This is a genomic window from Streptomyces sp. NPDC001606, assembly GCF_053596835.1.
Genome location: NZ_JBSFHC010000011.1, coordinates 196,953 through 222,362, shown reverse-complemented (window position 1 = coordinate 222,362; position 25,410 = coordinate 196,953). Strand labels below are relative to the sequence as shown.

38 protein-coding genes are annotated in these 25,410 nt (G+C 67.8%); 37 read left to right on the top strand and 1 reads right to left on the bottom strand.

From position 1 onward, the window contains the following. Positions 1–105: 105 nt before the first annotated feature. The 4 genes from tuf (at position 106) to ACWCV9_RS21575 (ending at position 5,898) form a co-directional block, all read left to right on the top strand. A complete protein-coding gene (gene tuf, locus ACWCV9_RS21590) occupies positions 106–1,299 on the top strand; it encodes an elongation factor Tu (RefSeq protein ID WP_385843348.1) in 1,194 nt (397 codons plus the stop codon). A gap of 124 nt (positions 1,300–1,423) precedes the next feature. Continuing rightward, positions 1,424–2,404, top strand: coding sequence for a hypothetical protein (locus ACWCV9_RS21585; RefSeq protein WP_450788699.1), 981 nt, complete (start codon positions 1,424–1,426; stop codon positions 2,402–2,404). A 117-nt stretch (positions 2,405–2,521) separates the two neighbouring features. Beyond that, positions 2,522–5,563: a glycosyl hydrolase 115 family protein gene (locus tag ACWCV9_RS21580; RefSeq protein ID WP_450788697.1), complete on the top strand. Its 3,042-nt coding sequence runs from the start codon at positions 2,522–2,524 to the stop codon at positions 5,561–5,563. Positions 5,564–5,706: 143 nt separating this feature from the next. Beyond that, positions 5,707–5,898 carry a hypothetical protein gene (locus ACWCV9_RS21575; protein WP_450788696.1) on the top strand — a complete coding sequence of 64 codons (192 nt, stop codon included), beginning with the start codon at positions 5,707–5,709 and terminating at the stop codon, positions 5,896–5,898. Positions 5,899–5,946: 48 nt separating this feature from the next. Here the strand turns inward: ACWCV9_RS21575 and ACWCV9_RS21570 are convergent, their stop codons facing one another. Next, complete coding sequence (locus ACWCV9_RS21570) at positions 5,947–6,402, bottom strand: ATP-binding protein (RefSeq protein WP_450788694.1); 456 nt, start codon at positions 6,400–6,402, stop codon at positions 5,947–5,949. Positions 6,403–6,541: 139 nt separating this feature from the next. Between ACWCV9_RS21570 and ACWCV9_RS21565 the strand changes: the two genes are divergently transcribed. From ACWCV9_RS21565 to rplQ, 33 genes are all read left to right on the top strand, one after another. Then, complete coding sequence (locus ACWCV9_RS21565; RefSeq protein WP_450788693.1) at positions 6,542–7,387, top strand: helix-turn-helix domain-containing protein; 846 nt, start codon at positions 6,542–6,544, stop codon at positions 7,385–7,387. Next, complete coding sequence (locus ACWCV9_RS21560) at positions 7,384–7,638, top strand: DUF397 domain-containing protein (RefSeq protein WP_450788691.1); 255 nt, start codon at positions 7,384–7,386, stop codon at positions 7,636–7,638. Before ACWCV9_RS21565 ends, ACWCV9_RS21560 begins: the two co-directional genes overlap by 4 nt. Positions 7,639–7,641: 3 nt before the next feature. After that, positions 7,642–8,694 (top strand): hypothetical protein, encoded by a 1,053-nt coding sequence (locus ACWCV9_RS21555; protein ID WP_450788689.1) that lies wholly within the window; start codon positions 7,642–7,644, stop codon positions 8,692–8,694. Between the two features lie 406 nt (positions 8,695–9,100). Then, the gene (gene rpsJ / locus ACWCV9_RS21550) at positions 9,101–9,409 is read left to right on the top strand and encodes a 30S ribosomal protein S10 (RefSeq protein ID WP_003948644.1); all 309 of its coding nucleotides are present in this window, start codon (positions 9,101–9,103) and stop codon (positions 9,407–9,409) included. A 16-nt stretch (positions 9,410–9,425) separates the two neighbouring features. After that, entirely contained in the window at positions 9,426–10,070 is a 645-nt protein-coding gene (gene rplC / locus ACWCV9_RS21545) for a 50S ribosomal protein L3 (RefSeq protein ID WP_014674369.1), read from the top strand. Between the two features lie 8 nt (positions 10,071–10,078). Then, a complete protein-coding gene (gene rplD, locus ACWCV9_RS21540; protein WP_450788688.1) occupies positions 10,079–10,729 on the top strand; it encodes a 50S ribosomal protein L4 in 651 nt (216 codons plus the stop codon). Then, positions 10,729–11,148, top strand: coding sequence for a 50S ribosomal protein L23 (gene rplW, locus ACWCV9_RS21535; protein WP_385843352.1), 420 nt, complete (start codon positions 10,729–10,731; stop codon positions 11,146–11,148). The genes rplD and rplW overlap by 1 nt, the downstream gene beginning before the upstream one ends. 40 nt (positions 11,149–11,188) lie before the next feature. Then, positions 11,189–12,025 carry a 50S ribosomal protein L2 gene (gene rplB, locus ACWCV9_RS21530; RefSeq protein WP_030601203.1) on the top strand — a complete coding sequence of 279 codons (837 nt, stop codon included), beginning with the start codon at positions 11,189–11,191 and terminating at the stop codon, positions 12,023–12,025. Between the two features lie 12 nt (positions 12,026–12,037). Next, complete coding sequence (gene rpsS, locus ACWCV9_RS21525) at positions 12,038–12,319, top strand: 30S ribosomal protein S19 (RefSeq protein WP_095748093.1); 282 nt, start codon at positions 12,038–12,040, stop codon at positions 12,317–12,319. Positions 12,320–12,364: 45 nt separating this feature from the next. Beyond that, a complete protein-coding gene (rplV, locus tag ACWCV9_RS21520) occupies positions 12,365–12,712 on the top strand; it encodes a 50S ribosomal protein L22 (RefSeq protein WP_030778516.1) in 348 nt (115 codons plus the stop codon). Then, positions 12,712–13,533, top strand: coding sequence for a 30S ribosomal protein S3 (rpsC, locus tag ACWCV9_RS21515; RefSeq protein WP_014674374.1), 822 nt, complete (start codon positions 12,712–12,714; stop codon positions 13,531–13,533). Before rplV ends, rpsC begins: the two co-directional genes overlap by 1 nt. 5 nt (positions 13,534–13,538) lie before the next feature. Then, positions 13,539–13,958 carry a 50S ribosomal protein L16 gene (gene rplP, locus ACWCV9_RS21510; RefSeq protein ID WP_009190136.1) on the top strand — a complete coding sequence of 140 codons (420 nt, stop codon included), beginning with the start codon at positions 13,539–13,541 and terminating at the stop codon, positions 13,956–13,958. Continuing rightward, a complete protein-coding gene (rpmC, locus tag ACWCV9_RS21505) occupies positions 13,958–14,182 on the top strand; it encodes a 50S ribosomal protein L29 (protein ID WP_007494763.1) in 225 nt (74 codons plus the stop codon). Before rplP ends, rpmC begins: the two co-directional genes overlap by 1 nt. Beyond that, entirely contained in the window at positions 14,179–14,463 is a 285-nt protein-coding gene (gene rpsQ / locus ACWCV9_RS21500) for a 30S ribosomal protein S17 (protein WP_385843353.1), read from the top strand. The genes rpmC and rpsQ overlap by 4 nt, the downstream gene beginning before the upstream one ends. A 97-nt stretch (positions 14,464–14,560) precedes the next feature. Beyond that, complete coding sequence (rplN, locus tag ACWCV9_RS21495) at positions 14,561–14,929, top strand: 50S ribosomal protein L14 (protein ID WP_003998823.1); 369 nt, start codon at positions 14,561–14,563, stop codon at positions 14,927–14,929. A gap of 2 nt (positions 14,930–14,931) precedes the next feature. Next, entirely contained in the window at positions 14,932–15,255 is a 324-nt protein-coding gene (gene rplX, locus ACWCV9_RS21490) for a 50S ribosomal protein L24 (protein WP_385843354.1), read from the top strand. Continuing rightward, complete coding sequence (gene rplE / locus ACWCV9_RS21485) at positions 15,255–15,812, top strand: 50S ribosomal protein L5 (protein WP_019753095.1); 558 nt, start codon at positions 15,255–15,257, stop codon at positions 15,810–15,812. The genes rplX and rplE overlap by 1 nt, the downstream gene beginning before the upstream one ends. A 5-nt stretch (positions 15,813–15,817) precedes the next feature. Next, positions 15,818–16,003 (top strand): type Z 30S ribosomal protein S14, encoded by a 186-nt coding sequence (locus ACWCV9_RS21480; RefSeq protein WP_003948630.1) that lies wholly within the window; start codon positions 15,818–15,820, stop codon positions 16,001–16,003. A gap of 215 nt (positions 16,004–16,218) precedes the next feature. Next, on the top strand, positions 16,219–16,617 hold the full coding sequence (rpsH, locus tag ACWCV9_RS21475) for a 30S ribosomal protein S8 (protein WP_100827756.1): 399 nt from the start codon (positions 16,219–16,221) through the stop codon (positions 16,615–16,617). Positions 16,618–16,641: 24 nt separating this feature from the next. Next, positions 16,642–17,181, top strand: coding sequence for a 50S ribosomal protein L6 (rplF, locus tag ACWCV9_RS21470; RefSeq protein WP_385843355.1), 540 nt, complete (start codon positions 16,642–16,644; stop codon positions 17,179–17,181). 3 nt (positions 17,182–17,184) lie between these two features. After that, positions 17,185–17,568: a 50S ribosomal protein L18 gene (gene rplR / locus ACWCV9_RS21465; RefSeq protein ID WP_028420764.1), complete on the top strand. Its 384-nt coding sequence runs from the start codon at positions 17,185–17,187 to the stop codon at positions 17,566–17,568. A gap of 36 nt (positions 17,569–17,604) precedes the next feature. Continuing rightward, a complete protein-coding gene (rpsE, locus tag ACWCV9_RS21460; protein ID WP_019753099.1) occupies positions 17,605–18,210 on the top strand; it encodes a 30S ribosomal protein S5 in 606 nt (201 codons plus the stop codon). Between the two features lie 2 nt (positions 18,211–18,212). Beyond that, positions 18,213–18,395, top strand: a complete 183-nt coding sequence (rpmD, locus tag ACWCV9_RS21455) for a 50S ribosomal protein L30 (RefSeq protein ID WP_003974250.1) — start codon at positions 18,213–18,215, stop codon at positions 18,393–18,395. A gap of 2 nt (positions 18,396–18,397) precedes the next feature. Then, complete coding sequence (gene rplO, locus ACWCV9_RS21450) at positions 18,398–18,853, top strand: 50S ribosomal protein L15 (RefSeq protein WP_030745257.1); 456 nt, start codon at positions 18,398–18,400, stop codon at positions 18,851–18,853. Positions 18,854–19,043: 190 nt separating this feature from the next. Further along, positions 19,044–20,357, top strand: a complete 1,314-nt coding sequence (gene secY, locus ACWCV9_RS21445) for a preprotein translocase subunit SecY (RefSeq protein WP_385843356.1) — start codon at positions 19,044–19,046, stop codon at positions 20,355–20,357. After that, positions 20,357–21,019: an adenylate kinase gene (locus ACWCV9_RS21440; RefSeq protein WP_450788685.1), complete on the top strand. Its 663-nt coding sequence runs from the start codon at positions 20,357–20,359 to the stop codon at positions 21,017–21,019. The genes secY and ACWCV9_RS21440 overlap by 1 nt, the downstream gene beginning before the upstream one ends. A gap of 117 nt (positions 21,020–21,136) precedes the next feature. Next, positions 21,137–21,973, top strand: coding sequence for a type I methionyl aminopeptidase (gene map, locus ACWCV9_RS21435; protein ID WP_450788683.1), 837 nt, complete (start codon positions 21,137–21,139; stop codon positions 21,971–21,973). Between the two features lie 166 nt (positions 21,974–22,139). Then, positions 22,140–22,361, top strand: coding sequence for a translation initiation factor IF-1 (infA, locus tag ACWCV9_RS21430; RefSeq protein ID WP_003948620.1), 222 nt, complete (start codon positions 22,140–22,142; stop codon positions 22,359–22,361). A 63-nt stretch (positions 22,362–22,424) separates the two neighbouring features. Then, positions 22,425–22,538, top strand: a complete 114-nt coding sequence (gene rpmJ, locus ACWCV9_RS21425; protein ID WP_003998809.1) for a 50S ribosomal protein L36 — start codon at positions 22,425–22,427, stop codon at positions 22,536–22,538. Between the two features lie 196 nt (positions 22,539–22,734). Continuing rightward, entirely contained in the window at positions 22,735–23,115 is a 381-nt protein-coding gene (gene rpsM, locus ACWCV9_RS21420; protein WP_023547369.1) for a 30S ribosomal protein S13, read from the top strand. Between the two features lie 66 nt (positions 23,116–23,181). Next, a complete protein-coding gene (gene rpsK, locus ACWCV9_RS21415) occupies positions 23,182–23,586 on the top strand; it encodes a 30S ribosomal protein S11 (protein WP_003956432.1) in 405 nt (134 codons plus the stop codon). Positions 23,587–23,736: 150 nt separating this feature from the next. Then, positions 23,737–24,759, top strand: coding sequence for a DNA-directed RNA polymerase subunit alpha (locus ACWCV9_RS21410; RefSeq protein ID WP_024755423.1), 1,023 nt, complete (start codon positions 23,737–23,739; stop codon positions 24,757–24,759). 94 nt (positions 24,760–24,853) lie between these two features. After that, positions 24,854–25,345 (top strand): 50S ribosomal protein L17, encoded by a 492-nt coding sequence (gene rplQ / locus ACWCV9_RS21405; RefSeq protein ID WP_450788681.1) that lies wholly within the window; start codon positions 24,854–24,856, stop codon positions 25,343–25,345. The last annotated feature ends 65 nt before the right edge of the window (positions 25,346–25,410 follow it).

Genomic DNA, 25,410 nt, shown 5'->3' with positions numbered 1-25,410 from the left:
CCCGCAATCGCGGACGGAATGCCCCCGGGTTCCGGGCCTTTACAGCAAAGATCACCTGGCGCCGATGAAGTAAGGCGTACAGAACCACTCCACAGGAGGACCCCAGTGGCGAAGGCGAAGTTCGAGCGGACTAAGCCGCACGTCAACATCGGCACCATCGGTCACATCGACCACGGTAAGACGACCCTCACGGCCGCCATTACCAAGGTGCTGCACGACGCGTACCCGGACCTGAACGAGGCCACCCCGTTCGACAACATCGACAAGGCTCCTGAGGAGCGTCAGCGCGGTATCACCATCTCCATCGCGCACGTCGAGTACCAGACCGAGGCGCGTCACTACGCCCACGTCGACTGCCCGGGTCACGCGGACTACATCAAGAACATGATCACCGGTGCCGCGCAGATGGACGGCGCGATCCTGGTGGTCGCCGCCACCGACGGCCCGATGCCGCAGACCAAGGAGCACGTGCTCCTGGCCCGCCAGGTCGGCGTTCCGTACATCGTCGTCGCCCTGAACAAGGCCGACATGGTGGACGACGAGGAGATCCTGGAGCTCGTCGAGCTCGAGGTCCGTGAGCTCCTCTCCGAGTACGAGTTCCCGGGCGACGACGTCCCGGTCGTCAAGGTCTCGGCGCTGAAGGCGCTCGAGGGCGACGCCCAGTGGACCCAGTCCGTCCTGGACCTCATGAACGCCGTCGACACCGCGATCCCGGAGCCGGAGCGCGACGTCGACAAGCCGTTCCTGATGCCGATCGAGGACGTCTTCACGATCACCGGTCGTGGCACCGTCGTCACCGGTCGTATCGAGCGTGGTGTCCTCAAGGTCAACGAGACCGTCGACATCATCGGTATCAAGACCGAGAAGACCACCACCACGGTCACCGGCATCGAGATGTTCCGCAAGCTGCTCGACGAGGGCCAGGCCGGTGAGAACGTCGGTCTGCTGCTCCGCGGCATCAAGCGCGAGGACGTCGAGCGCGGCCAGGTCATCATCAAGCCGGGTTCGGTCACCCCGCACACCGAGTTCGAGGCGCAGGCCTACATCCTGTCCAAGGACGAGGGTGGCCGCCACACGCCGTTCTTCAACAACTACCGTCCGCAGTTCTACTTCCGTACCACGGACGTGACGGGCGTTGTGACCCTCCCCGAGGGCACCGAGATGGTCATGCCGGGTGACAACACCGAGATGTCGGTTCAGCTCATCCAGCCCATCGCCATGGAGGAGGGCCTGAAGTTCGCCATCCGTGAGGGTGGTCGCACCGTGGGCGCCGGCCAGGTCACCAAGATCGTCAAGTAAGTTCCGCTTGCTTGAGGTCACTGACTGACCTGAAGGTCTTCTGACCTGTGAGAGGCCCGTACGACTCCGGTCGTACGGGCCTCTTCGCATGTCCGCGTCACGTTGAACCCTTACGGTTCTCCCTGTGAATACCGTCCCGCCCGCCGAAGGCCCCGACGAGGGCCCGGACTCCTTCCGGTCCTCCATACCCGACGAGCAGTGGGCCGCGTTCCTGCGCGCCGCGGCCGAGGACGACGGGTCCGCCGCGCCGAAGGAGCCGTCGGCGCGCGCCCGGATGGTGGCCCGCAGGCTCCGCGAGAGGTCCGCGTCCGCGGCCGACACGCGGCCGAGGCCACGGCGCCCCGCACGGCCGTCGCCGCGCGAGGTGCTCCAGGCCGTGGTCCCCTGGCTGGTCGCCGCGGCCGTGCTGCTGTACGGCGCCTGGCAGTGGGGGCTGCTCTCCTGGAGCGACGGGAGCGACTCGGCCGAGTCGGGCCCGGCCAGGGCCGTCGCACTGCCCGGCGGCGGTGTCACCGACGGCGCCCACTGCGGCGAGCAGGGCTACCACTACTTCCCGCTGCCCGGGGCCGCCTCCGCGCCCGCCCCGCAGTCCGCCGAAGGACAGCCCGGCCCGCAGCTGACGCTCGGCTCCTACGGCTACGAGAAGCTGTCCGGCCGGGCGGCCGGCAGCTTCGGCATCGGGCTGCTCTTCGCGCCGGGCGCCCACCGCCCGCTGGTGCTCTCCCGGGATCTGCACGGCGAGGGCGTCGCGGTGGAGATCGAGGGCCCGCACGGCCTGGTCGCCGGGGCGCACGGCCTGCCCGTCACCTGGAGCGCCCCCGGGAAGGCCGGCGGTGCCGACCGGAAGCACATCGACGTCACGAACGGTGGCGGCGGCGAGATCACCCTCCCGCTGACGGCCCTGTGCCCCGGGTACGACGCCGAGACGGTGATGGAGGGCCTGCGGATCCCGACGGACTCCTCGAACACCATCACCGGGCAGCCGGCCTACACCCTGACCGTGTCGGTGCGGGAACCGGCGGTCGGCACGCTCCGCACCGCGATCGGGCTGCCGGCGGGCGGCGGCCTGCTCAGCGCCAACAACCTGGTGCCGGACGGCCCCTGAGCGGCCGGCGCGCTTCGAAACTATTCGGCGCCGCCGACCCATTCCCCCCACCGCCCCCTCCCTCCACTATTTGTCATGCCGCTTGGCAAATAGGGGCTGTGCAGAGGGAGGGGACGCATGTCCGTGGCGCGCAGAACGGTGCTGGGAGCGGGACTGGCCGCCGTGCCCGTGCTGACCTCGGGGACCGCCCGGGCCCAGGCAGGGGGCACGGACCTGACGGTGACGGACCCCGGGGACTACATCTCCTTCACCGGCGGTGCCTTCTCGCTGGTCGGCGCCCCCGTGGTGGTCAGCCCCGACGACCACCCCGGGGTCGTACGGGTCGCAGGCGACCTCCGCGACGACCTCGAGCGCGTGACCGGCGTCCGCCCCGGCACCACCATCGGCCGCTTCCCCGTCCTGCTCGGCACGATCGGCCGCAGCCCGCTGATCGACGGCCTGGTCCGCTCCGGAAAGCTGGACGTGACCGGCGTCCGGGGCGGCTGGGAGACCTCGCTCCAGACCGTCGTGGAGCATCCGCTGCCCGGGGTGGAGCGGGCGTTCGTCATCGCGGGCAGCGATCCACGGGGCACGATCTTCGGGGCGTACGACGTCTCGTACGGCATCGGGGTCTCGCCCTGGCACTGGTGGGACGACGTGCCGCCGATGCGGCGCACCGGGGTCTGGGTGCGCCCCGGACGCTTCACCCAGGGCACCCCCAGGGTGAAATACCGGGGTTTCTTCATCAACGACGAGAACCCGGCCCTCGGCACCTGGGCCCCGGCGTACTTCGGACCGGGCAAGGCGCCGGGATATCCCAACGGCTTCAACTCCGCCTTCTACGCCAAGGTCTTCGAGGTCCTGCTGCGGCTGAAGGGCAACTACCTCTGGCCGGCGGTGTGGGGCCGGGCCTTCGCCGAGGACGACCCGGACAACCACCGGAGGGCGGCGGAGTACGGCGTGGTCATGGGCACCTCCCACGAGGCGCCGATGATGCGGGGCATCGAGGAGTGGAACCGGCACGCCGGCCCCGGCCACGACCCCTACGGGGGCACGGGGGAGTGGTCGTACCGCCGCAACGCGGACGCTCTGCGGGCCTACTGGCGAGCCGGCATCCAGCGCATGGTCGACCAGGGCTTCGAGGGCGTGGTGACCCTCGGGATGCGCGGCAACGGCGACATCGGCCTGCCCGACGGCGACGGCATCGAGCTGATGCAGCAGATCATCGACGACCAGCGCCGGATCATCGAGGAGGTGACCGGCCGCCCGGCCGCCGAGACCCCGCAGGTCTGGACCCTCTACAAGGAGGTCCAGCGCTACTGGGACCGCGGTCTGCGCGCCCCCGACGACGTCACGGTGGTCCTCACGGACGACAACTGGGGAAACATCCGGAAGCACCCGGACAGCCCCCGCAGCGGCGGCTACGGCCTCTACTACCACTTCGACTACGTCGGGGCCGGCCGCAACTACAAGTGGGTCGACACGGCCAACCTCCGCAATGTCTGGGACCAGCTCCACCAGGCGCACGCGTACGGCAACCACGGCCTGTGGGTGGCGAACGTCGGCGATCTCAAGGGCAACGAGCTGCCGACCGAGTTCTTCCTGACCTACGCCTGGGACCCGGACCGCTGGCCGCTGGAACGGCTGGGGGAGTGGGAGCGGCGCTACGCCCGGCAGAACTTCGGCGAGGCGCCGGCCCGGGACATCGCCGCGGTGCTGGCGGAGTACGGCCGGCTCCAGGCCCGCCGCAAGCCGGAGCTGCTGAACCGCCGTATCACGCTCTCCGCCGACGGCCAGGTGGTCTACGACGACCGGCAGACCCCGTACCGCTTCGCGCACCGGGAGCTGGAGCGGGTGACCGAGGAGTGGCAGGAGCTGGGCGGCCGCGCCGAGCGCATCGCCCGCCGGCTGCCGCCGGAGCGGCAGGATGCCTGGTTCGAGCTGGTCGGCTACGAGGTGACGGCGACCGCGAACCTGTACGCGCTGCGCTCGGCGGAGTTCACGAACCTGCTGTTCGCCGCGCAGGGCCGGGCGGCCACGAACGACCGCGCGGCCCGGGCGGAGGCCGCCTTCGCCCGTGACCTTGCCCTGGCCGACCGCTTCAACTCCCGTGTGGCGAACGGCAAATGGCACGGCTTCCAGACCCAGCCGCACATCGACTACGGCGACGTCGACCGCTACGGCCCGAACGCGGGCTGGCAGCAGCCGGAGAAGGACAACGTGGCCCTGCCGGACGTCCTCTTCCCCGCGGTACGCCGTATCCAGCTGCCCCCGGACGCCCGGCTGGGGGTGTCGGTGGACGGCGCGGAGGACACGGGCCAGTGGTGGCCGGAGGGCGCCTCCGGGGAGGCGGTGCTGCCGGAGTTCAGCCCGTACCAGACCCGCCCCCGGCAGTACCTGGAGGTCTTCAACCGGGGCGCGACCCCCTTCGACTACCGGGTGTCCTCCTCGGTCCCCTGGCTGCGGGTGGACCACCCGGCGGGCCGCGTCGAGCAGCAGGTCCGGCTGGAGGTCCGCGTCGACTGGTCCCGGGCCCCGGCCGGCCGCGCCGAGGGCACGCTCACGGTGAGCGGCGCGGGCGCGTCGGTCCCGGTGCGCTGTGTGACCGGCCGCCCGGCCGCCCGGGACCTGCGGGGCTTCGTGGAGGCCGGTGGCTATGTGGCGATCGACGCGGACCACTACGACCGGGCGGTCGGGCGGTGGCGCCGCATCGAGGGCATCGGCCGCACGGGCGCGGGCATGACCCCATGGCCGGTGACGGCGCCCTCCCGGGCCCCGGGCGGCTCCTCACCGCGCCTGGAGTACGAGGTGAGCCTGGTGTCGGAGCCGGACACCGAGGTGACCGTCTGGGCCCTGCTGTCCCCCCGCAACCCGGCCGTGCCCTCGGTGTCCGGCCTGCGCTACGGCGTCTCCCTCGACGACGGCCCGGTCCGCACGGTGGACATCACGGCGGGCGCGGACGACGGCGCCCTGAACGCGGTCTGGGCCCGCAACACCTCGGACAACATCAACCGCACCGCCACCCGGCACGCGGTGGGACCGGGTGTCGTACACCGGCTGAAGTTCTGGATGGTGGACCCCACGGTGGTGGTCCAGCGGCTGCTGATCGACACGGGCGGGCTGCCGGAGCTGTACCTGGGGCCGCTGGAGAGCCGACGGGCCGGGGACGGTCACCCGTAGCGGGGCGGTCCCTCCGTCGCGACCGCCGAAGCCGCCCGGCGCCCGGGCGCGGGGCGCCGGGCGTCAGAAGACCGGCAGGGCCGTGAGTGCGTCCCCGTCTGCGACGAAGACGCGGTTGCCGGCGGCCGTCTGCCCGGTGGTCGGTGTTCCTCGGCCTCGGCGATCCAGCGGGCGGGGTCGGCTCCGGGGTGCGGCACCTGCACGAGGACCGTGCGCCGGCCGTCGGCACTGCGGGCCACATAGCGACGATCGGGCGTCCGGTGCCGCTCGGCCTCGTCGTCGACCCCCGCCAGAACCGCGTACGGCCCGACCCACAGCGGGTCGTCCTGCCGTAGCTGCCTCATGTGCGCGTTCCCCCCGGTCCTCGGCACAGGCCAGAGACCCTACCGGGGGGAGTCGGGACCGCTCCGGGGTGCGGGGAGAGCGACCTCCGCCCAGACGGTCTTGCGCGGGCGCCGCCCCTCGGTGACGCCCCAACGGTCGGCGAGCGCCGCCACGAGCATCAGACCGCGGCCTGATGCGCCGTCCTCGGCCGGAGTGGTGAGCCGGGGCAGCCGGTCACCGCGCGTGTCGGTGACCTCGATGCGGAGGGTGCCGCCGACGACGTAGAGCAGCAGCTGGAAGTGACGGCCGGGTACGCGGCCGTGGGTGGCGGCGTTGGCGGCGAGTTCGGCGACGATCTGCGTCGGCGTCTCCAACGGCAGACCCCACGTGCGCAGTTGCTGCTCGGCGAGCAGCCGGGCGAGACGGGCGCCGCGTGGCGTGGGGGACAGGCGGACGCTGAAGTGGGGGATGGTGCCGCCGAGTTGGTTTTCAGGGGCAGCCATTTCTTGATTCATGTCACTGAGCGTGGCGGAATCTGCTTCCGTGAAGGGAGTGACTGCGCCTGTGCGTACGGTGACTGTCCCGGCTTTGTCTCGGCTGTCTCGGCTGTCCCGGGCGTTGTACGGGTACGGAGTGCGCGCCGGAGGAGGAGCGATGGGTGAGGGAGTGGACGAGGCCGGCTGGGACGTCGAGCCCGGCGACGAGATCGAGCCGGTGGTCCAGGCGGTGGGGCGCCTGCTCAAGGTCTGCCGGGAGGCGGCCGGGGTCTCGGTGCCCGAGCTGGGCGAGGCCATGGGCTACGGCGAGGACATGATCCGCAAGATCGAGCGCGGGGCGCGGATCCCCCGGCCGGAGCTGCTGGACAGGGCGGACACGTTCCTGAAGGCGCAGGGTCATCTGAGGGCCTTCACGGAGGACATGAAGAAGGCCCGCTATCCGAAGAAGGTGCGGGAGCTGGCGGAGATGGAGGGGCGGGCGGTGGAGATGCTGCTTTACAGCAACCACAACATCCACGGCCTGTTGCAGACGGAGGAGTACGCGCGAGCGCAGTTCGAGATGAGGCAGCCCGCGCTCAGTGAAGACGTCGTGGAGCGGGAAACCGCGGCACGCATGGCTCGTAAAGCCGTCTTCGAGCGCGAGCCTGCGCCGACGCTCAGTTTCGTCCAGGAACAGGTGACACTCGAACGTCCCTACGGTGGGAAGATGGTGCTGCGCGGACAGCTGGAACTCCTCCTGGAGGTAGCGCAGTTGCGGAACGTGACGCTTCAGGTCATGCCTACCGACCGAGAAGAGAACGCTGGGGCGTCGGGCCTGGTCGAGGTGCTGAAGTTCGCAGACGGCACGGCGATCGGACGCTCCGACGGCGCGTTTAACGGCCGCCCGGTCTCAAGCCCAAAAGATCTTCGGATCCTCGAACTGCGCTATGGAATGATCCGGGCGCAGGCTCTCACGCCGAGGGAGTCACAGGCCTTCATCGAGAAAGCGCTGGGGAGACTATGAGCACCGCGGAACTGCACTGGTTCAAGAGCAGCTACAGCGACAGCGGCGAACCCGGCTCCTGCCTCGAAGTCGCGCTCCACTGGTTCAAGAGCAGTTACAGCAGCAGCGCTGAACCCGGCGACTGCCTCGAAGTCGCCCCCACCCCCACCACCATCCACATCCGCGACTCCAAGAACACCGAGGGGCCCCGCCTCGCCGTCACTCCCGCCACCTGGGCCGCGTTCCTCACGTACGCCTCACGGAACGCCTAGCCCGTGGCCGGTCCCCGAAGCCTCCACGCGGGCTGGTACGCGGGCGTGGCCGTGCTGGTTCTGGGGCTCGTGGCAGCCGTGCTGTACGGCTCCGGGGCGTACGACTCCTGGCGGGACGGCCGCTCGCTGGACAAGGCCTGCGACGGCACGCTGGCGCAGGACGGGCTGGCCTCGGCGCTGGGCTCCTCCGACCTGAAGGCCGAGCAGGGGGACGCCGGTGTCCTGGCCGGGTGCTTCGTCAAGACGTCCCCCGGGTCCGGACGCGCCGTGCGGATCACCCTGCGCTGGAGCACCGACGGAGCCCCCTCGGGCAGCCTGGTCTGGTACCACTCGGGCTACAGCGGGGCGCGGGCACAGGCGGCACCGCTCGGGAACGGCTGGTCCGGGGTCGTCCGCTACGACGGCTCCTGGCAGATCATGGTCACGCTCCACTGCGCGAAGCCGAACGGCAAGGAGCTGGTCGCCTACGGTGACCTCTACGGCGCCTCCGGCGGGACCGCGGTCACCGGGCTCGGCCGGGTGACCACCGAGACCGCCCGGAAGGCGGCCGGGAAGTACGGCTGCGAGGCCAAGGCCGGCAAGCCGCTGACCCGGGTGTCCACGGCCCGCCTCGGCAAGCCCGGCACGGCGAAGCCGCTGGCGCGGGCGCAGGGGTCCTGCGTCGCGCTGCGGGACGTCTCCCTGGCGGGGAGCGGCACCTCCGGGATCATGGAGTACCCGGCGGACCCGGACGCCCCGCAGACCAACTGCTACCTGGTGACCGGCGCGGGGAAGCCCGGCTACGGGCTGTACGCGTACTACGGCGTCGCCGCGAAGGACTTCGAGTCGACCGGCTTCGGCGGACCCGACCACGACTCCGTGCTGGCGACCGCTCCCTGCCCCCGGGCCGGCCACGAGGCGGTCTTCGCGGTCTACCGTCTCTACGACCCGGACACCCGCAGCGAGCCGGTGGCGCACTACTCCGCCGCGTTCGCCCGGTCCGCGCTGAAGGCCTTCGCCGGGCACGAGGCGGAACATCGCGGCTGTGGCGACGTACGGATCATGGATCTGACGTGACCGCCGCGCCGGCCGTGACCGCCACCCCGGTTTGACCTACATCACCTTCGGGGTAATCTCTTCGGCTCGATTGGCGGATGGCCTGCCCCATATGGCAGACTGTCCGAGTTGCTCGGTCGAGTGTTGATGCTGCGCGCCTCCCGCCGGGAGGACCGGAAGCGAGTCCCACAGTACTCGTCGCCTTAACTGCCACATGGCAGCGCTGGGGCGGACGTACGGGAATCTTCCGGGAAGTGTGGTGCGGCACCGGCCAGGCACCCGGTGAACCTCTTCCCCAAGACAAGGGATGTTCGAACAAGGGACATCTGTGTCAGCGGGAACGCGACACGCCCGACCGCGTGGGTCGGCGAAAGTCAAAGGAACACCAGGTTCCAGAGCTGTAGAGAGACAGGACTACTGAGTAGCCATGGCGGGACAGAAGATCCGCATCCGGCTCAAGGCCTACGACCACGAGGTCATCGACTCCTCGGCGAAGAAGATCGTCGAGACGGTGACCCGCACTGGTGCGTCGGTCGCGGGCCCGGTGCCGCTGCCCACTGAGAAGAACGTGTACTGCGTCATCAAGTCGCCGCACAAGTACAAGGACTCGCGCGAGCACTTCGAGATGCGCACGCACAAGCGCCTGATCGACATTCTCGACCCCACCCCCAAGACCGTTGACTCTCTGATGCGACTCGACCTCCCGGCCGGTGTCGACATCGAGATCAAGCTCTGAGGCTGGTGAGCTGAGAATGGCTAAGCAGATCAAGGGCATCCTGGGCGAGAAGCTCGGCATGACGCAGGTGTGGGACGAGAACAACCGTGTTGTTCCGGTCACCGTCGTCAAGGCCGGCCCCAATGTCGTCACCCAGGTCCGTACCAACGACGTCGACGGCTACGAGTCCGTTCAGATCGCCTTCGGCGAGATCGACCCGCGCAAGGTGAACAAGCCCCTCAAGGGCCACTTCGCCAAGGCCGACGTCACCCCCCGTCGCCACCTCGTCGAGATCCGCACCGCGGACGCCTCCGAGTACACGCTGGGCCAGGAGATCACCGCTGAGGTGTTCGAGGCCGGCGTGAAGGTCGACGTGACCGGCAAGAGCAAGGGCAAGGGCTTCGCCGGCGTCATGAAGCGCCACAACTTCCGTGGCCTCGGCGCCGGACACGGCACCCAGCGCAAGCACCGCTCCCCCGGTTCCATCGGTGGCTGCGCCACCCCGGGTCGTGTGTTCAAGGGCCTCCGCATGGCGGGTCGCATGGGCAACGAGCGGGTCACCACCCAGAACCTGACCGTCCACGCCGTTGACGCGGAGAAGGGTCTGCTGCTCATCAAGGGCGCGGTTCCCGGTCCGAACGGCGGCCTCGTCCTGGTCCGCACCGCGGCCAAGGGGGCCTGAGGTAACCGATGAGCACTGTTGACATCCTTTCGCCGGCGGGCGAGAAGGCCGGTTCCGTCGAGCTCCCCGCGGAGATCTTCGACGCCAAGGTCAGCGTTCCGCTGATCCACCAGGTCGTCGTCGCGCAGCTGGCCGCTGCCCGTCAGGGCACGCACAAGACCAAGACGCGTGGCGAGGTCCGCGGTGGTGGCAAGAAGCCGTACCGCCAGAAGGGCACCGGTCGCGCCCGCCAGGGTTCGACCCGCGCGCCGCAGTTCGCCGGTGGTGGCGTCGTGCACGGTCCCGTGCCGCGTGACTACTCGCAGCGGACCCCGAAGAAGATGAAGGCCGCCGCCCTGCGCGGTGCCCTCACCGACCGGGCGCGTCACAACCGCATCCACGTCGTTTCCGGCGTGGTCGAGGGCCAGGTCTCCACCAAGGCCGCCAAGAGCCTGTTCGGCAAGATCAGCGAGCGCAAGAACCTGCTCCTGGTCGCCGAGCGCTCCGACGAGGCCGCGTGGCTGTCCGCCCGCAACCTGCCCCAGGTCCACATCCTGGAGCCGGGCCAGCTGAACACGTACGACGTTCTCGTCTCGGACGACGTGGTCTTCACCCAGGCCGCGTTCGAGTCCTTCGTGTCTGGCCCCAAGGCCGCTGACACCGAAGGGAGCGAGGCCTGATGGCTATCCGTCACCCCGCTATCGCCTCGAAGGCGGCCAAGGCCGCCAAGGCCGCGCGCGTCGCCAAGGCGAAGCGCCACGCCACCGAGGGCAAGAACACCGTCGAGACCCCGCTGAGCAAGTCGTACACGGACCCCCGTGACGTCCTGCTGAAGCCGGTCGTCTCGGAGAAGAGCTACGCGCTCCTCGACGAGAACAAGTACACGTTCATCGTCGACCCGAACGCCAACAAGACCCAGATCAAGCAGGCCGTCCAGGCGGTCTTCGACGTCAAGGTCACCGGGGTCAACACGATCAACCGCCAGGGCAAGCGCAAGCGCACGAAGACCGGCTTCGGTCAGCGTGCCGGCAGCAAGCGCGCGATCGTGACCCTCGCCGAGGGCGACCGTATCGACATCTTCGGCGGTCCGACCGCCTAAGGGCGGTCCGGATCGTCCGATATCGGACGAGGACTGAGAAATGGGAATCCGCAAGTACAAGCCGACTACGCCGGGCCGTCGTGGCGCCAGCGTTGCCGACTTCGTCGAGGTCACGCGGTCCACGCCGGAGAAGTCGCTGGTCCGTCCCCTGCACAGCAAGGGCGGCCGTAACAACGCCGGTCGTGTGACCGTTCGCCACCAGGGTGGCGGACACAAGCGCGCCTACCGTGTGATCGACTTCCGTCGTCACGACAAGGACGGCGTGCCGGCGAAGGTCGCGCACATCGAGTACGACCCCAACCGCACCGCGCGCATCGCGCTGCTGCACTACGCGGACGGCGAGAAGCGCTACATCCTCGCCCCGCGCAACCTCCAGCAGGGCGACACCGTGGAGAACGGTCCCGGGGCCGACATCAAGCCGGGCAACAACCTGGCCCTCCGCAACATCCCGGTCGGTACCACGATCCACGCGATCGAGCTCCGTCCCGGTGGCGGTGCCAAGTTCGCCCGCTCCGCCGGTGCCTCCGTGCAGCTGCTCGCGAAGGAGGGCGCCTACGCCCACCTGCGCATGCCGTCCGGCGAGATCCGCCTGGTCGACGTCCGCTGCCGCGCCACCGTCGGCGAGGTCGGCAACGCCGAGCAGAGCAACATCAACTGGGGTAAGGCCGGCCGTAAGCGGTGGCTGGGCGTTCGCCCGACCGTCCGTGGTGTGGTCATGAACCCGGTTGACCACCCGCACGGTGGTGGTGAGGGCCGGACCTCCGGTGGTCGCCACCCTGTGTCCCCGTGGGGCAAGAAGGAAGGCCGTACTCGTTCGCCCAAGAAGGCGTCGAACAAGTACATCGTCCGCCGCCGCAAGACGAACAAGAAGCGCTAAGGACGGGTTGAGATGCCTCGTAGCTTGAAGAAGGGGCCCTTCGTCGACGACCACCTGATCAAGAAGGTGGACGCCCAGAACGAAGCGGGCAGCAAGAACGTCATCAAGACCTGGTCCCGTCGCTCGATGATCGTCCCGGCCATGCTCGGCCACACGATCGCGGTGCACAACGGCAAGACCCACATCCCGGTGTTCGTCACCGAGTCGATGGTCGGCCACAAGCTCGGCGAGTTCTCGCCGACTCGCACCTTCCGGGGCCACGTCAAGGAAGACCGGAAGTCGAAGCGCCGCTAGTAGCGGATCGCATTCAGACACGTAAGTAACTCTGAAGGGACAACCATGGAAGCCAGGGCCCAGGCGCGGTACATCCGCGTCACGCCCATGAAGGCCCGCCGTGTGGTGGACCTCATCCGTGGCATGGACGCCACGGAGGCCCAGGCTGTTCTGCGATTCGCTCCGCAGGCAGCCTCCGTGCCGGTCGGCAAGGTGCTGGACAGCGCCATCGCCAACGCCGCGCACAACTACGACCACACCGATGTCGACAGCCTCTTCGTCTCCGAGGCCTACGTCGACGAGGGCCCGACCCTGAAGCGGTTCCGTCCGCGTGCCCAGGGCCGTGCCTACCGGATCCGCAAGCGGACCAGCCACATCACCGTGGTCGTCAGCAGCAAGGAAGGAACCCGGTAATGGGCCAGAAGGTAAACCCGCACGGGTTCCGGCTCGGTGTCACGACCGACTTCAAGTCGCGTTGGTACGCCGACAAGCTGTACAAGGACTACGTCAAGGAAGACGTCGCCATCCGTCGGATGATGACGTCCGGCATGGAGCGCGCCGGCATCTCGAAGGTTGAGATCGAGCGCACCCGTGACCGCGTCCGGGTGGACATCCACACCGCTCGCCCGGGCATCGTCATCGGCCGCCGCGGCGCCGAGGCCGACCGCATCCGCGGTGACCTGGAGAAGCTGACCGGCAAGCAGGTCCAGCTGAACATCCTCGAGGTCAAGAACCCGGAGACGGACGCTCAGCTGGTGGCCCAGGCCGTCGCCGAGCAGCTGTCCTCCCGCGTCTCCTTCCGCCGTGCCATGCGTAAGAGCATGCAGTCGGCGATGAAGGCCGGCGCCAAGGGCATCAAGATCCAGTGCGGTGGCCGCCTCGGCGGCGCCGAGATGTCCCGCTCGGAGTTCTACCGCGAGGGCCGTGTGCCCCTGCACACGCTCCGCGCGAACGTGGACTACGGCTTCTTCGAGGCCAAGACGACCTTCGGCCGCATCGGTGTGAAGGTCTGGATCTACAAGGGCGACGTCAAGAACATCGCCGAGGTCCGCGCCGAGAACGCTGCCGCCCGTGCGGGTAACCGCCCGGCCCGCGGTGGCGCCGACCGCCCGGCCCGTGGTGGCCGCGGTGGCGAGCGGCGTGGTCGTAAGCCGCAGCAGGCTGCCGGCGCCGAGGCCCCCAAGGCCGAGGCTCCCGCTGCCGCTCCGGCTGAGAGCACCGGAACGGAGGCCTGACCGTCATGCTGATCCCCCGTAGGGTCAAGCACCGCAAGCAGCACCACCCGAAGCGCAACGGTATGTCCAAGGGTGGCACGCAGGTTGCGTTCGGCGAGTACGGCATCCAGGCGCTGACCCCGGCCTACGTGACGAACCGCCAGATCGAGGCGGCTCGTATCGCGATGACCCGCCACATCAAGCGTGGCGGCAAGGTCTGGATCAACATCTACCCGGACCGTCCCCTCACCAAGAAGCCTGCCGAGACCCGCATGGGTTCCGGTAAGGGTTCTCCGGAGTGGTGGATCGCCAACGTCAAGCCCGGACGTGTGATGTTCGAGCTGTCGTACCCCAACGAGAAGATCGCCCGTGAGGCGCTGACTCGTGCGGCCCACAAGCTGCCGATGAAGTGCCGGATCGTCAAGCGCGAGGCAGGTGAAGCGTGATGTCGGCCGGTACCAAGGCGTCCGAGCTGCGCGAGCTGGGCAACGAGGAGCTTCTGGCGAAGCTCCGCGAGGCCAAGGAAGAGCTGTTCAACCTCCGCTTCCAGGCGGCCACGGGTCAGCTCGAAAACCACGGTCGGCTGAAGGCCGTCCGTAAGGACATCGCGCGGATCTACACCCTGATGCGCGAGCGTGAGCTGGGCATCGAAACGGTGGAGAACGCATGAGCGAGAGCAACGTGACTGAGAACGCAGAGGCCCGCGGCTTCCGCAAGACCCGTGAGGGTCTCGTCGTCAGCGACAAGATGGACAAGACCGTCGTCGTCGCCGTCGAGGACCGCGTGAAGCACGCGCTGTACGGCAAGGTCATCCGCCGTACGAACAAGCTCAAGGCGCACGACGAGCAGAACGCTGCGGGCGTCGGCGACCGCGTCCTCCTGATGGAGACCCGGCCGCTGTCCGCGACGAAGCGCTGGCGCGTCGTCGAGATCCTCGAGAAGGCCAAGTAATTCCTGCGGGGAAAACCCGCAGGTCAGTTCCGCCAGGCTCGGCAGGGGCTCCTAGCAGGGCCCCTGCCGGGAACCGGCAGACAATCAGGAGATAGACGTGATCCAGCAGGAGTCGCGACTGCGCGTCGCCGACAACACTGGTGCGAAGGAGATCCTTTGCATCCGTGTGCTCGGTGGCTCCGGTCGCCGCTACGCGGGCATCGGTGACGTCATCGTCGCCACCGTCAAGGACGCGATCCCCGGTGGCAACGTGAAGAAGGGTGACGTCGTCAAGGCGGTCATCGTTCGCACCGTCAAGGAGCGCCGCCGTCCGGACGGCTCGTACATCCGCTTCGACGAGAACGCCGCCGTCATTCTGAAGAACGACGGCGACCCTCGCGGCACCCGCATCTTCGGCCCGGTCGGCCGTGAGCTGCGCGAGAAGAAGTTCATGAAGATCATCTCGCTCGCGCCGGAGGTGCTGTAAGCATGAAGATCAAGAAGGGCGACCTGGTCCAGGTCATCACCGGTAAGGACAAGGGCAAGCAGGGCAAGGTCATTGCCGCTTACCCGCGCGAGGAGCGTGTCCTGGTCGAGGGTGTCAACCGGGTCAAGAAGCACACCAAGGCCGGTCCGACCGCTCGCGGTTCGCAGGCCGGTGGCATCGTTACGACCGAGGCGCCGATCCACGTCTCCAACGTCCAGCTGGTCGTGGAGCAGGACGGCAAGAAGGTCGTCACGCGTGTCGGCTACCGCTTCGACGAAGAGGGCAACAAGATCCGCGTTGCCAAGCGGACGGGTGAGGACATCTGATGGCTACCACCACCACTCCGCGTCTGAAGCAGAAGTACCGCGAGGAGATCGCGGGCAAGCTGCGTGACGAGTTCAAGTACGAGAACGTCATGCAGGTTCCCGGCCTCGTCAAGATCGTGGTCAACATGGGTGTCGGCGACGCCGCCCGTGACTCGAAGCTGATCGAGGGCGCGATCCGCGACCTGACCACCATCACCGGTCAGAAGCCGGCCGTCACCAAGGCCCGCAAGTCCATCGCGCAGTTCAAGCTGCGCGAGGGGCAGCCGATCGGTGCCCACGTCACGCTCCGTGGCGACCGCATGTGGGAGTTCCTGGACCGCACCCTGTCGCTCGCGCTGCCGCGCATCCGCGACTTCCGCGGCCTGTCCCCCAAGCAGTTCGACGGCCGTGGCAACTACACCTTCGGTCTCACGGAGCAGGTCATGTTCCACGAGATCGACCAGGACAAGATCGACCGCGTCCGGGGTATGGACATCACCGTGGTCACCACGGCGACCAACGACGCTGAGGGCCGTGCGCTCCTTCGTCACCTCGGCTTCCCGTTCAAGGAGGCGTGAGCGAGATGGCGAAGAAGGCTCTGATCGCTAAGGCTGCTCGCAAGCCCAAGTTCGGTGTGCGTGGCTACACGCGCTGCCAGCGCTGCGGCCGTCCGCACTCCGTCTACCGCAAGTTCGGCCTCTGCCGCGTGTGCCTTCGTGAGATGGCTCACCGTGGCGAGCTGCCGGGCGTGACCAAGAGCTCCTGGTAATCCCTGCTTTTTAGGGATTCCTGGACCTCTCGGTAAGCAACCGGGACGGCAGAGGTGCCACCCCTCATGGCTTAGGCTAGGAGGGTTGGGCCTCTGCCGCCCTGAACGACTTACTACGCCGTAGGTCCCCGCGCCGCACCCGTCCCGTCTTCGAAGTACGGGGAGAGGGATGGCGCATATAGGAAACCCCGGCGAGAAAGGCCACAGGCCAATTCATGACCATGACTGATCCGATCGCAGACATGCTGACGCGTCTGCGGAACGCGAACTCGGCGTACCACGACACCGTGACGATGCCGGCTTCCAAGATCAAGTCTCACATCGCGGAGATCCTCCAGCAGGAGGGCTTCATCACGGGCTGGCGCGTCGAGGACGCCGAGGTGGGCAAGAACCTCACCCTCGAGCTGAAGTTCGGCCCGAACCGTGAGCGCTCCATCGCGGGCATCAAGCGGATCTCCAAGCCCGGTCTCCGGGTGTACGCGAAGTCCACCAACCTGCCCAAGGTGCTGGGCGGCCTCGGCGTGGCGATCATCTCCACGTCGCACGGGCTCCTCACCGACAAGCAGGCCGGCAAGAAGGGCGTGGGCGGGGAAGTCCTCGCCTACGTCTGGTAGCAGAAGGGAACGGAGGAAACAGCTATGTCGCGTATCGGCAAGCTCCCCATCGCGGTTCCCGCCGGCGTGGACGTCACCATCGACGGCAGCACGGTTTCGGTCAAGGGGCCCAAGGGCACGCTGACTCACACCGTCGTGGCGCCGATCGAGATCGTCAAGAACGAGGACGGCACCCTCCAGGTGACCCGCCCCAACGACGAGCGTCAGAACAAGGCCCTCCACGGCCTGTCCCGCACGCTGGTGGCGAACATGATCACCGGCGTGACCCAGGGTTACGTGAAGAAGCTCGAGATCAGTGGTGTCGGTTACCGCGTGACCGCCAAGGGCTCGAACCTCGAGTTCGCGCTCGGCTACAGCCACCCGATCACCGTCGAGGCGCCCGAGGGCATCACCTTCAAGGTGGAGACCCCGACCCGCTTCCAGGTCGAGGGCATCGACAAGCAGAAGGTCGGCGAGGTTGCGGCCAACATCCGCAAGCTGCGCAAGCCCGACCCGTACAAGGCCAAGGGTGTCAAGTACGAGGGCGAAGTCATCCGCCGCAAGGTCGGAAAGGCGGGTAAGTAAGCCATGGCATACGGGCAGAAGATCCTCAAGGGTGACGCCTACAAGCGCGCCGCGATCAAGCGCCGTCACATCCGGATCCGCAAGCGGATCTCGGGTACCGCGGAGCGTCCCCGTCTGGTCGTGACCCGCTCCAACCGCCACATCGTGGCGCAGGTGATCGACGACCTCAAGGGCCACACCCTGGCGTCGGCGTCCACGCTGGACAGCTCGATCCGCGGTGGCGAGGGCGACAAGTCCGCGCAGGCCAAGCAGGTCGGCGCCCTGGTCGCCGAGCGCGCCAAGGCCGCCGGTGTCGAGGCCGTCGTGTTCGACCGTGGTGGCAACCAGTACGCCGGGCGCATCGCCGCCCTGGCGGACGCCGCCCGCGAGGCCGGGCTCAAGTTCTGAGCCGCTTGTAGCTAGCGGAAAGAGAGAGGTAATCCAATGGCTGGACCCCAGCGCCGCGGCAGCGGTGCCGGTGGCGGCGAGCGGCGGGACCGGAAGGGCCGTGACGGCGGCGCTGCTGCCGCCGAGAAGACCGCGTACGTTGAGCGCGTCGTCGCGATCAACCGCGTCGCCAAGGTTGTGAAGGGTGGTCGTCGCTTCAGCTTCACCGCGCTGGTCGTGGTGGGCGACGGTGACGGCACCGTGGGTGTCGGATACGGCAAGGCCAAGGAGGTGCCGGCCGCCATCGCCAAGGGTGTTGAGGAGGCCAAGAAGCACTTCTTCAAGGTCCCCCGCATCCAGGGCACCATCCCGCACCCGATCCAGGGTGAGAAGGCTGCCGGCGTCGTGCTGCTCAAGCCCGCGTCCCCGGGTACCGGTGTTATCGCCGGTGGTCCGGTGCGTGCCGTGCTCGAGTGCGCCGGTATCCACGACGTGCTGTCGAAGTCGCTCGGCTCCGACAACGCCATCAACATCGTGCACGCGACCGTGGAGGCCCTGAAGGGTCTGCAGCGTCCCGAGGAGATCGCGGCCCGCCGTGGTCTGCCGCTCGAGGACGTCGCTCCCGCGGCTCTGCTGCGTGCGCGTGCCGGGGCGGGTGCGTAATCATGGCGCAGCTCAAGATCACGCAGGTCAAGTCCTACATCGGCAGCAAGCAGAACCACCGCGACACCCTGCGGTCCCTTGGTCTCAAGGGCATCAACACGCAGGTCGTCAAGGAGGACCGCCCCGAGTTCCGCGGCATGGTGCACACCGTCCGCCACCTCGTGACGGTCGAGGAGGTCGACTGATCATGGCGGAGCAGAACCCGCTGAAGATCCACAACCTCCGTCCCGCCCCGGGCGCCAAGACCGCCAAGACCCGTGTGGGTCGTGGTGAGGCGTCGAAGGGTAAGACGGCCGGTCGTGGTACCAAGGGCACCAAGGCCCGCTACCAGGTTCCGGAGCGCTTCGAGGGTGGCCAGATGCCGCTCCACATGCGCCTCCCGAAGCTGAAGGGCTTCAAGAACCCGTTCAAGACCGAGTACCAGGTCGTGAACCTCGACAAGCTGGCCGCGCTCTACCCCGAGGGTGGCGAGGTCACCGTCGAGGGTCTGGTGGCCAAGGGTGCCGTTCGCAAGAACAGCCTCGTCAAGGTCCTCGGCCAGGGCGAGGTCTCCGTGGCGCTCCAGGTGACGGTCGACGCCGTCTCCGGTTCCGCCAAGGAGAAGATCACCGCCGCCGGCGGCACGGTCACCGAGCTCGTCTGACACCCTCAGGCGTCGGCTTGATGACGTAAACGAACCCGACCGGGGATACCTCACAATGAGGTATCCCCGGTCGGTCGTTCCTAGGGGGGCAGTGTCGCCGGTAAGGTGGCCTGCACTGTTCTTTCTTCGTATTCGTCGAACCTCAGACCGTCACCCTTGACGCAGTTGCGCGGGGGTCGCAGGAGGCACCGTGCTCACCGCGTTCGCCCGGGCGTTCAGGACGCCCGACCTGCGCAAGAAGCTGCTCTTCACGCTGGCCATCATCGTGGTCTACCGGGTCGGTACCCACATCCCGATCCCCGGCGTCAACTACAAGGCCGTCCAGCAGTGCGTGACCGAGGCACAGGGCAACCAGGGCCTGTTCGGCCTTGTGAACATGTTCAGTGGTGGCGCCCTGCTCCAGATCACGGTCTTCGCGCTCGGCATCATGCCGTACATCACGGCCAGCATCATTCTTCAGCTGCTGACCGTGGTCATCCCGCGTCTGGAAGCCCTGAAGAAGGAGGGCCAGGCCGGTACGGCGAAGATCACGCAGTACACCCGGTACCTGACGGTCGCCCTCGCGATCCTTCAGGGCACCGGCCTGGTCGCCACCGCCCGCAGCGGCGCGCTCTTCAACGGCTGCTCGGTCGCCACGAGCATCGTCCCGGACCAGGCGATCTTCACGACGATCACCATGGTCATCTGCATGACCGCCGGCACCGCCGTGGTGATGTGGCTCGGTGAGCTGATCACCGACCGCGGCATCGGCAACGGCATGTCGATCCTGATGTTCATCTCGATCGCCGCGACCTTCCCGTCCGCGCTGTGGGCCATCAAGAAGCAGGGCACCCTGGCCGGCGGCTGGATCGAGTTCGGCACGGTCATCCTGGTCGGCCTGGTCATGGTCGCGCTGGTGGTCTTCGTCGAGCAGGCCCAGCGCCGTGTCCCGGTCCAGTACGCGAAGCGCATGATCGGCCGTCGCTCCTACGGTGGTACGTCCACGTACATCCCGCTCAAGGTGAACCAGGCGGGTGTGATTCCCGTCATCTTCGCCTCCTCGCTGCTCTACATCCCGGCGCTCGTGGCGCAGTTCGCGGGGGGCAATTCGAACTGGAAGCAATGGATCCAGACGAACCTCACCAAGGGCGACCACCCGATTTACATCACTTTGTACTTCTTGCTCATCGTTTTCTTCGCGTTCTTCTATGTGGCGATCTCCTTCAACCCCGAGGAAGTCGCCGACAACATGAAGAAGTATGGTGGCTTCATCCCGGGCATCCGGGCTGGCCGACCGACCGCTGAGTACCTGAGCTACGTGCTCAACCGGATCACCTGGCCGGGTTCGCTGTATCTGGGACTGATCGCTCTCGTACCGACGATGGCGTTGGTTGGCTTCGGGGCGAGCCAGAACTTCCCCTTCGGCGGGACCAGCATCCTGATCATCGTGGGTGTGGGTCTTGAGACGGTGAAGCAGATCGAGAGCCAGCTCCAGCAGCGCAATTACGAAGGGTTCCTCCGCTGATGCGTATCGTCCTCGTCGGGCCGCCGGGCGCCGGTAAGGGAACGCAAGCCGTCCGTCTCGCCGAGAAGCTGGCCATCCCGCACATCTCCACGGGAGACCTGTTCCGGGCCAACATCAGCCAGCAGACCGAGCTGGGCAAGCTGGCCAAGTCCTACATGGACAAGGGTGAGCTGGTCCCGGACGAGGTCACCATCGCGATGGCCAAGGACCGCATGGAGCAGCCGGACGCCGAGGGCGGCTTCCTGCTGGACGGCTTCCCGCGGAACGTGCAGCAGGCCGAGGCGCTGGACGAGCTGCTCCGCACCGAGGGCATCACGCTGGACGCGGTGCTGGACCTGGAGGTCCCCGAGGACGAGGTCGTCAAGCGGATCGCCGGCCGGCGCATCTGCCGCAACGACTCCTCGCACGTCTTCCACGTGACGTACAGCAAGCCGAAGCAGGAGGGCGTCTGCGACGTCTGCGGCGGCGAGCTGTACCAGCGTGACGACGACTCCGAGGAGACGGTCCGCACGCGGCTGGAGGTCTACCACACGCAGACCGAGCCGATCATCGACTACTACAAGGCGCAGGGCCTGGTCGTCACGATCTCCTCCCTGGGCCCGGTGGACGAGATCACGCAGCGGGCGCTGGAGGCGCTCAAGCGCGAGAAGGCCCAGCACTAGCAGTTCGCGGTCCTTCCGGCCGCGGTGCCCTCCCGGGCGCCGCGGCCGTAGTGTTGTGTGCGTACGTGTTCGTGTACGTAACCCAGTCGACGTGAGTGACGGAGAGCGCAGGCCCCCATGGTGCAGATCAAGACGCCCGAGCAGATCGCCAAGATGCGTGCGGCGGGTCTGGTCGTCGCCGCCATCCACGCGGCCACCCGCGAGGCTGCGGTGCCCGGCGCCACCACCAAGGACCTGGACGAGGTCGCCCGCAAGGTGCTCGCCGAGCACGGCGCGAAGTCGAACTTCCTCGGGTACGGCGGCTTCCCGGCGACCATCTGCACCTCGGTGAACGACGTGGTGGTGCACGGCATCCCGTCCGACGAGGTAGTCCTGAAGGACGGCGACATCATCTCCATCGACTGCGGCGCGATCGTCGACGGCTGGCACGGTGACGCCGCGTACACGGCCTTCGTCGGCTCGGGCCACGCCCCGGAGCTGGTCGAGCTGTCCCGCGTCACCGAGGAGTCGATGTGGGCCGGCATCGCGGCGATGAAGCAGGGCAACCGCCTGGTCGACATCTCCCGGGCCATCGAGACCTACATCCGCCGCCAGCCCAAGCCGGGCGGCGGCCGCTACGGCATCATCGAGGACTACGGCGGCCACGGCATCGGCACCGAGATGCACATGGACCCGCATCTGCTGAACTACGTCGACCGGCGCCGCGGCAAGGGCCCCAAGCTGGTCTCCGGCTTCTGCCTCGCGATCGAGCCGATGGTCTCCCTCGGCACCCCGCGCACCGAGGTCCTCGAGGACGACTGGACGGTCATCACGACCGACGGCACCTGGTCCTCCCACTGGGAACACTCCGTCGCCCTGACCGACGAAGGCCCCCTGGTCCTGACCGCTCCCGACGGCGGCAAGGCGAAGCTGGCGGAGTACGGCGTCACGGCGGCACCGGACCCGCTGGCTTAGGGAACATCCGCTCGCTTAGTGATCTCCCGGGTAGGGCAGACTTTCTCGATTCGCCTTTCTCGGGGTGCCGACGTAGACTGACTCGTCGGCTCTTGTGCACCCTCATGCCTTCGTGCGTGGGAGTGGGACAAAAGTCGATCAAGGTAGTCGATTCGAAGGGCGAAGCGTGGCCAAGAAGCAAGGTGCCATCGAGATCGAGGGCACTGTCGTCGAGTCTCTGCCGAACGCCATGTTCAAGGTCGAGCTCCAGAACGGCCACCAGGTCCTGGCACACATCAGCGGCAAGATGCGTATGCACTACATCCGCATCCTCCCTGACGACCGGGTCGTGGTGGAGCTGTCTCCGTACGACCTGACGCGTGGCCGGATCGTCTACCGCTACAAGTAGATCTTGCCCACAGTCCCGCGGTGACGCGGGGCCGCCGGCAACTGACCCGGAGAACCTCACCCAATGAAGGTCAAGCCGAGCGTCAAGAAGATCTGCGACAAGTGCAGGGTGATCCGCCGTCACGGCCGGGTCATGGTCATCTGCGAGAACCCGCGCCACAAGCAGCGCCAGGGCTGACGCACGACCTGAACCCTCTGCACCTCTATCGCAGAGATTCGCGCGACGCGAGCTGAATATGTTCATACGCAGAACCCGAGCCGGAACACGGCTCGACACCCCCGGTTCGGAGGCCGGGGACCCAGTTCGTACCTGATACGGCGGCTGGGAATCCGGTTCTGCGGAAGACCTCCGAAGAATCACCAGGAGCCATTGAATGGCACGCGTTTCCGGTGTTGACATCCCGCGCGAAAAGCGCGTGGAGGTCGCCCTCACCTACGTGTTCGGCATCGGCCGGACCCTCTCGAAGGAGACGCTGGCTGCGACCGGCGTCGACCCGAACACCCGCGTTCGTGACCTGACCGAAGAGCAGCTGGTCGCGATCCGCGAGTACGTCGACAACAACATCAAGACCGAGGGTGACCTCCGTCGCGAGATCCAGGCCGACATCCGCCGCAAGGTCGAGATCGGCTGCTACCAGGGTCTCCGTCACCGTCGCGGCCTGCCGGTCCGCGGTCAGCGCACCAGCACCAACGCCCGCACCCGCAAGGGCCCGCGTCGCGCCATCGCCGGCAAGAAGAAGCCGGGCAAGAAGTAGTCCGCAGCGGACTCGCCGTCCAGCGGTCTTCGCTGTAGGACCGACCACCTCCCGTAGGAGTTATAGATGCCCCCCAAGGGTCGTCAGGGCGCTGCCAAGAAGGTGCGCCGCAAGGAAAAGAAGAACGTCGCTCACGGCCACGCGCACATCAAGAGCACGTTCAACAACACGATCGTCTCCATCACGGACCCGTCCGGCAACGTGATCTCCTGGGCCTCCGCCGGCCACGTCGGCTTCAAGGGCTCCCGGAAGTCCACGCCGTTCGCCGCGCAGATGGCCGCCGAGTCGGCTGCCCGCCGCGCCCAGGAGCACGGCATGCGCAAGGTCGACGTGTTCGTGAAGGGCCCGGGTTCCGGTCGTGAGACCGCGATCCGCTCGCTCCAGGCCACGGGCCTCGAGGTCGGCTCCATCCAGGACGTCACCCCGACCCCGCACAACGGCTGCCGCCCGCCGAAGCGCCGCCGCGTCTGACGCACCGGCTGCTTCAGGGCTTTTCGGGCGGTACGGCTCCGTAAAAGGGCCGTATCGCCCGTACCCTTGCAGTACCCGCGCTTTTCATGGGCGCGGTTTCCGTCGGACGTCAAATAGCGGGCGTCCACGAATGAAGGATCTGATCCACACATGCTGATCGCTCAGCGTCCCTCGTTGACCGAAGAGGTCGTCGACGAGTTCCGCTCCCGGTTCGTGATCGAGCCGCTGGAGCCGGGCTTCGGCTACACCCTCGGCAACTCCCTCCGCCGCACCCTCCTGTCGTCGATCCCCGGCGCTGCTGTCACCAGCATCCGCATCGACGGCGTCCTGCACGAGTTCACCACCGTGCCGGGCGTCAAGGAGGACGTCACCGACCTGATCCTCAACATCAAGCAGCTGGTCGTCTCCTCGGAGCACGACGAGCCGGTCGTGATGTACCTGCGCAAGCAGGGCCCGGGTCTGGTCACCGCCGCCGACATCGCGCCCCCGGCCGGTGTCGAGGTGCACAACCCCGACCTCGTCCTCGCCACGCTCAACGGCAAGGGCAAGCTGGAGATGGAGCTGACGGTCGAGCGCGGCCGCGGTTACGTCTCCGCCGTGCAGAACAAGCAGGCGGGCCAGGAGATCGGCCGTATCCCGGTCGACTCGATCTACTCGCCGGTGCTGAAGGTCACGTACAAGGTCGAGGCCACGCGTGTCGAGCAGCGCACCGACTTCGACAAGCTGATCGTCGACGTCGAGACCAAGCAGGCGATGCGTCCGCGTGACGCCATGGCCTCCGCCGGCAAGACCCTGGTCGAGCTGTTCGGTCTCGCCCGCGAGCTGAACATCGACGCCGAGGGCATCGACATGGGCCCGTCCCCGACGGACGCCGCCCTGGCCGCCGACCTCGCGCTGCCGATCGAGGAGCTGGAGCTCACGGTCCGCTCCTACAACTGCCTCAAGCGTGAGGGCATCCACTCCGTGGGTGAGCTCGTCGCCCGCTCCGAGGCCGACCTCCTGGACATCCGCAACTTCGGTGCGAAGTCCATCGACGAGGTCAAGGCGAAGCTGGCCGGCATGGGCCTCGCCCTGAAGGACAGCCCGCCCGGATTCGACCCCACGGCCGCTGCCGACGCCTTCGGCGCCGACGACGACGCGGACGCGGGTTTCGTGGAGACCGAGCAGTACTGACCGTACTGACCGGTCGTTGCCGGTGAGCATCCGCTCATCGGGTTCCTGACCCCGGTACCTGACACGGCCGGGGCAGACACACAGGAGAATGAACATGCCGAAGCCCACCAAGGGTGCCCGTCTGGGCGGCAGCGCCGCGCACGAGAAGCTGCTCCTCGCCAACCTGGCGAAGAGCCTCTTCGAGCACGGCCGTATCACCACCACCGAGGCGAAGGCCCGCCGCCTGCGCCCGTACGCCGAGCGTCTGATCACCAAGGCGAAGAAGGGCGACCTTCACAACCGCCGTCAGGTGCTCCAGGTCATCACGGACAAGAGCGTCGTCCACACGCTCTTCACCGAGATCGGCCCGCGTTACGAGAACCGTCCGGGTGGTTACACCCGCATCACCAAGATCGGTAACCGCCGTGGCGACAACGCGCCCATGGCTGTCATCGAGCTGGTCGAGGCGCTGACGGTGCAGCAGACCGCCGTGGGTGAGGCCGAGGCCGCCACCAAGCGTGCGGTCAAGGAGGCCGAGGAGACCAAGGTCGAGGAGACCAAGGTCGAGGACGCGGCTCCGGCCGCGGACGAGGCCACCGAGGCCTGAGGCTCTGCCTGACGCCTGAGCGGGTCCGCCCTACGGGGCGGGCCCGCTTTCGCGTACTTGAGAGG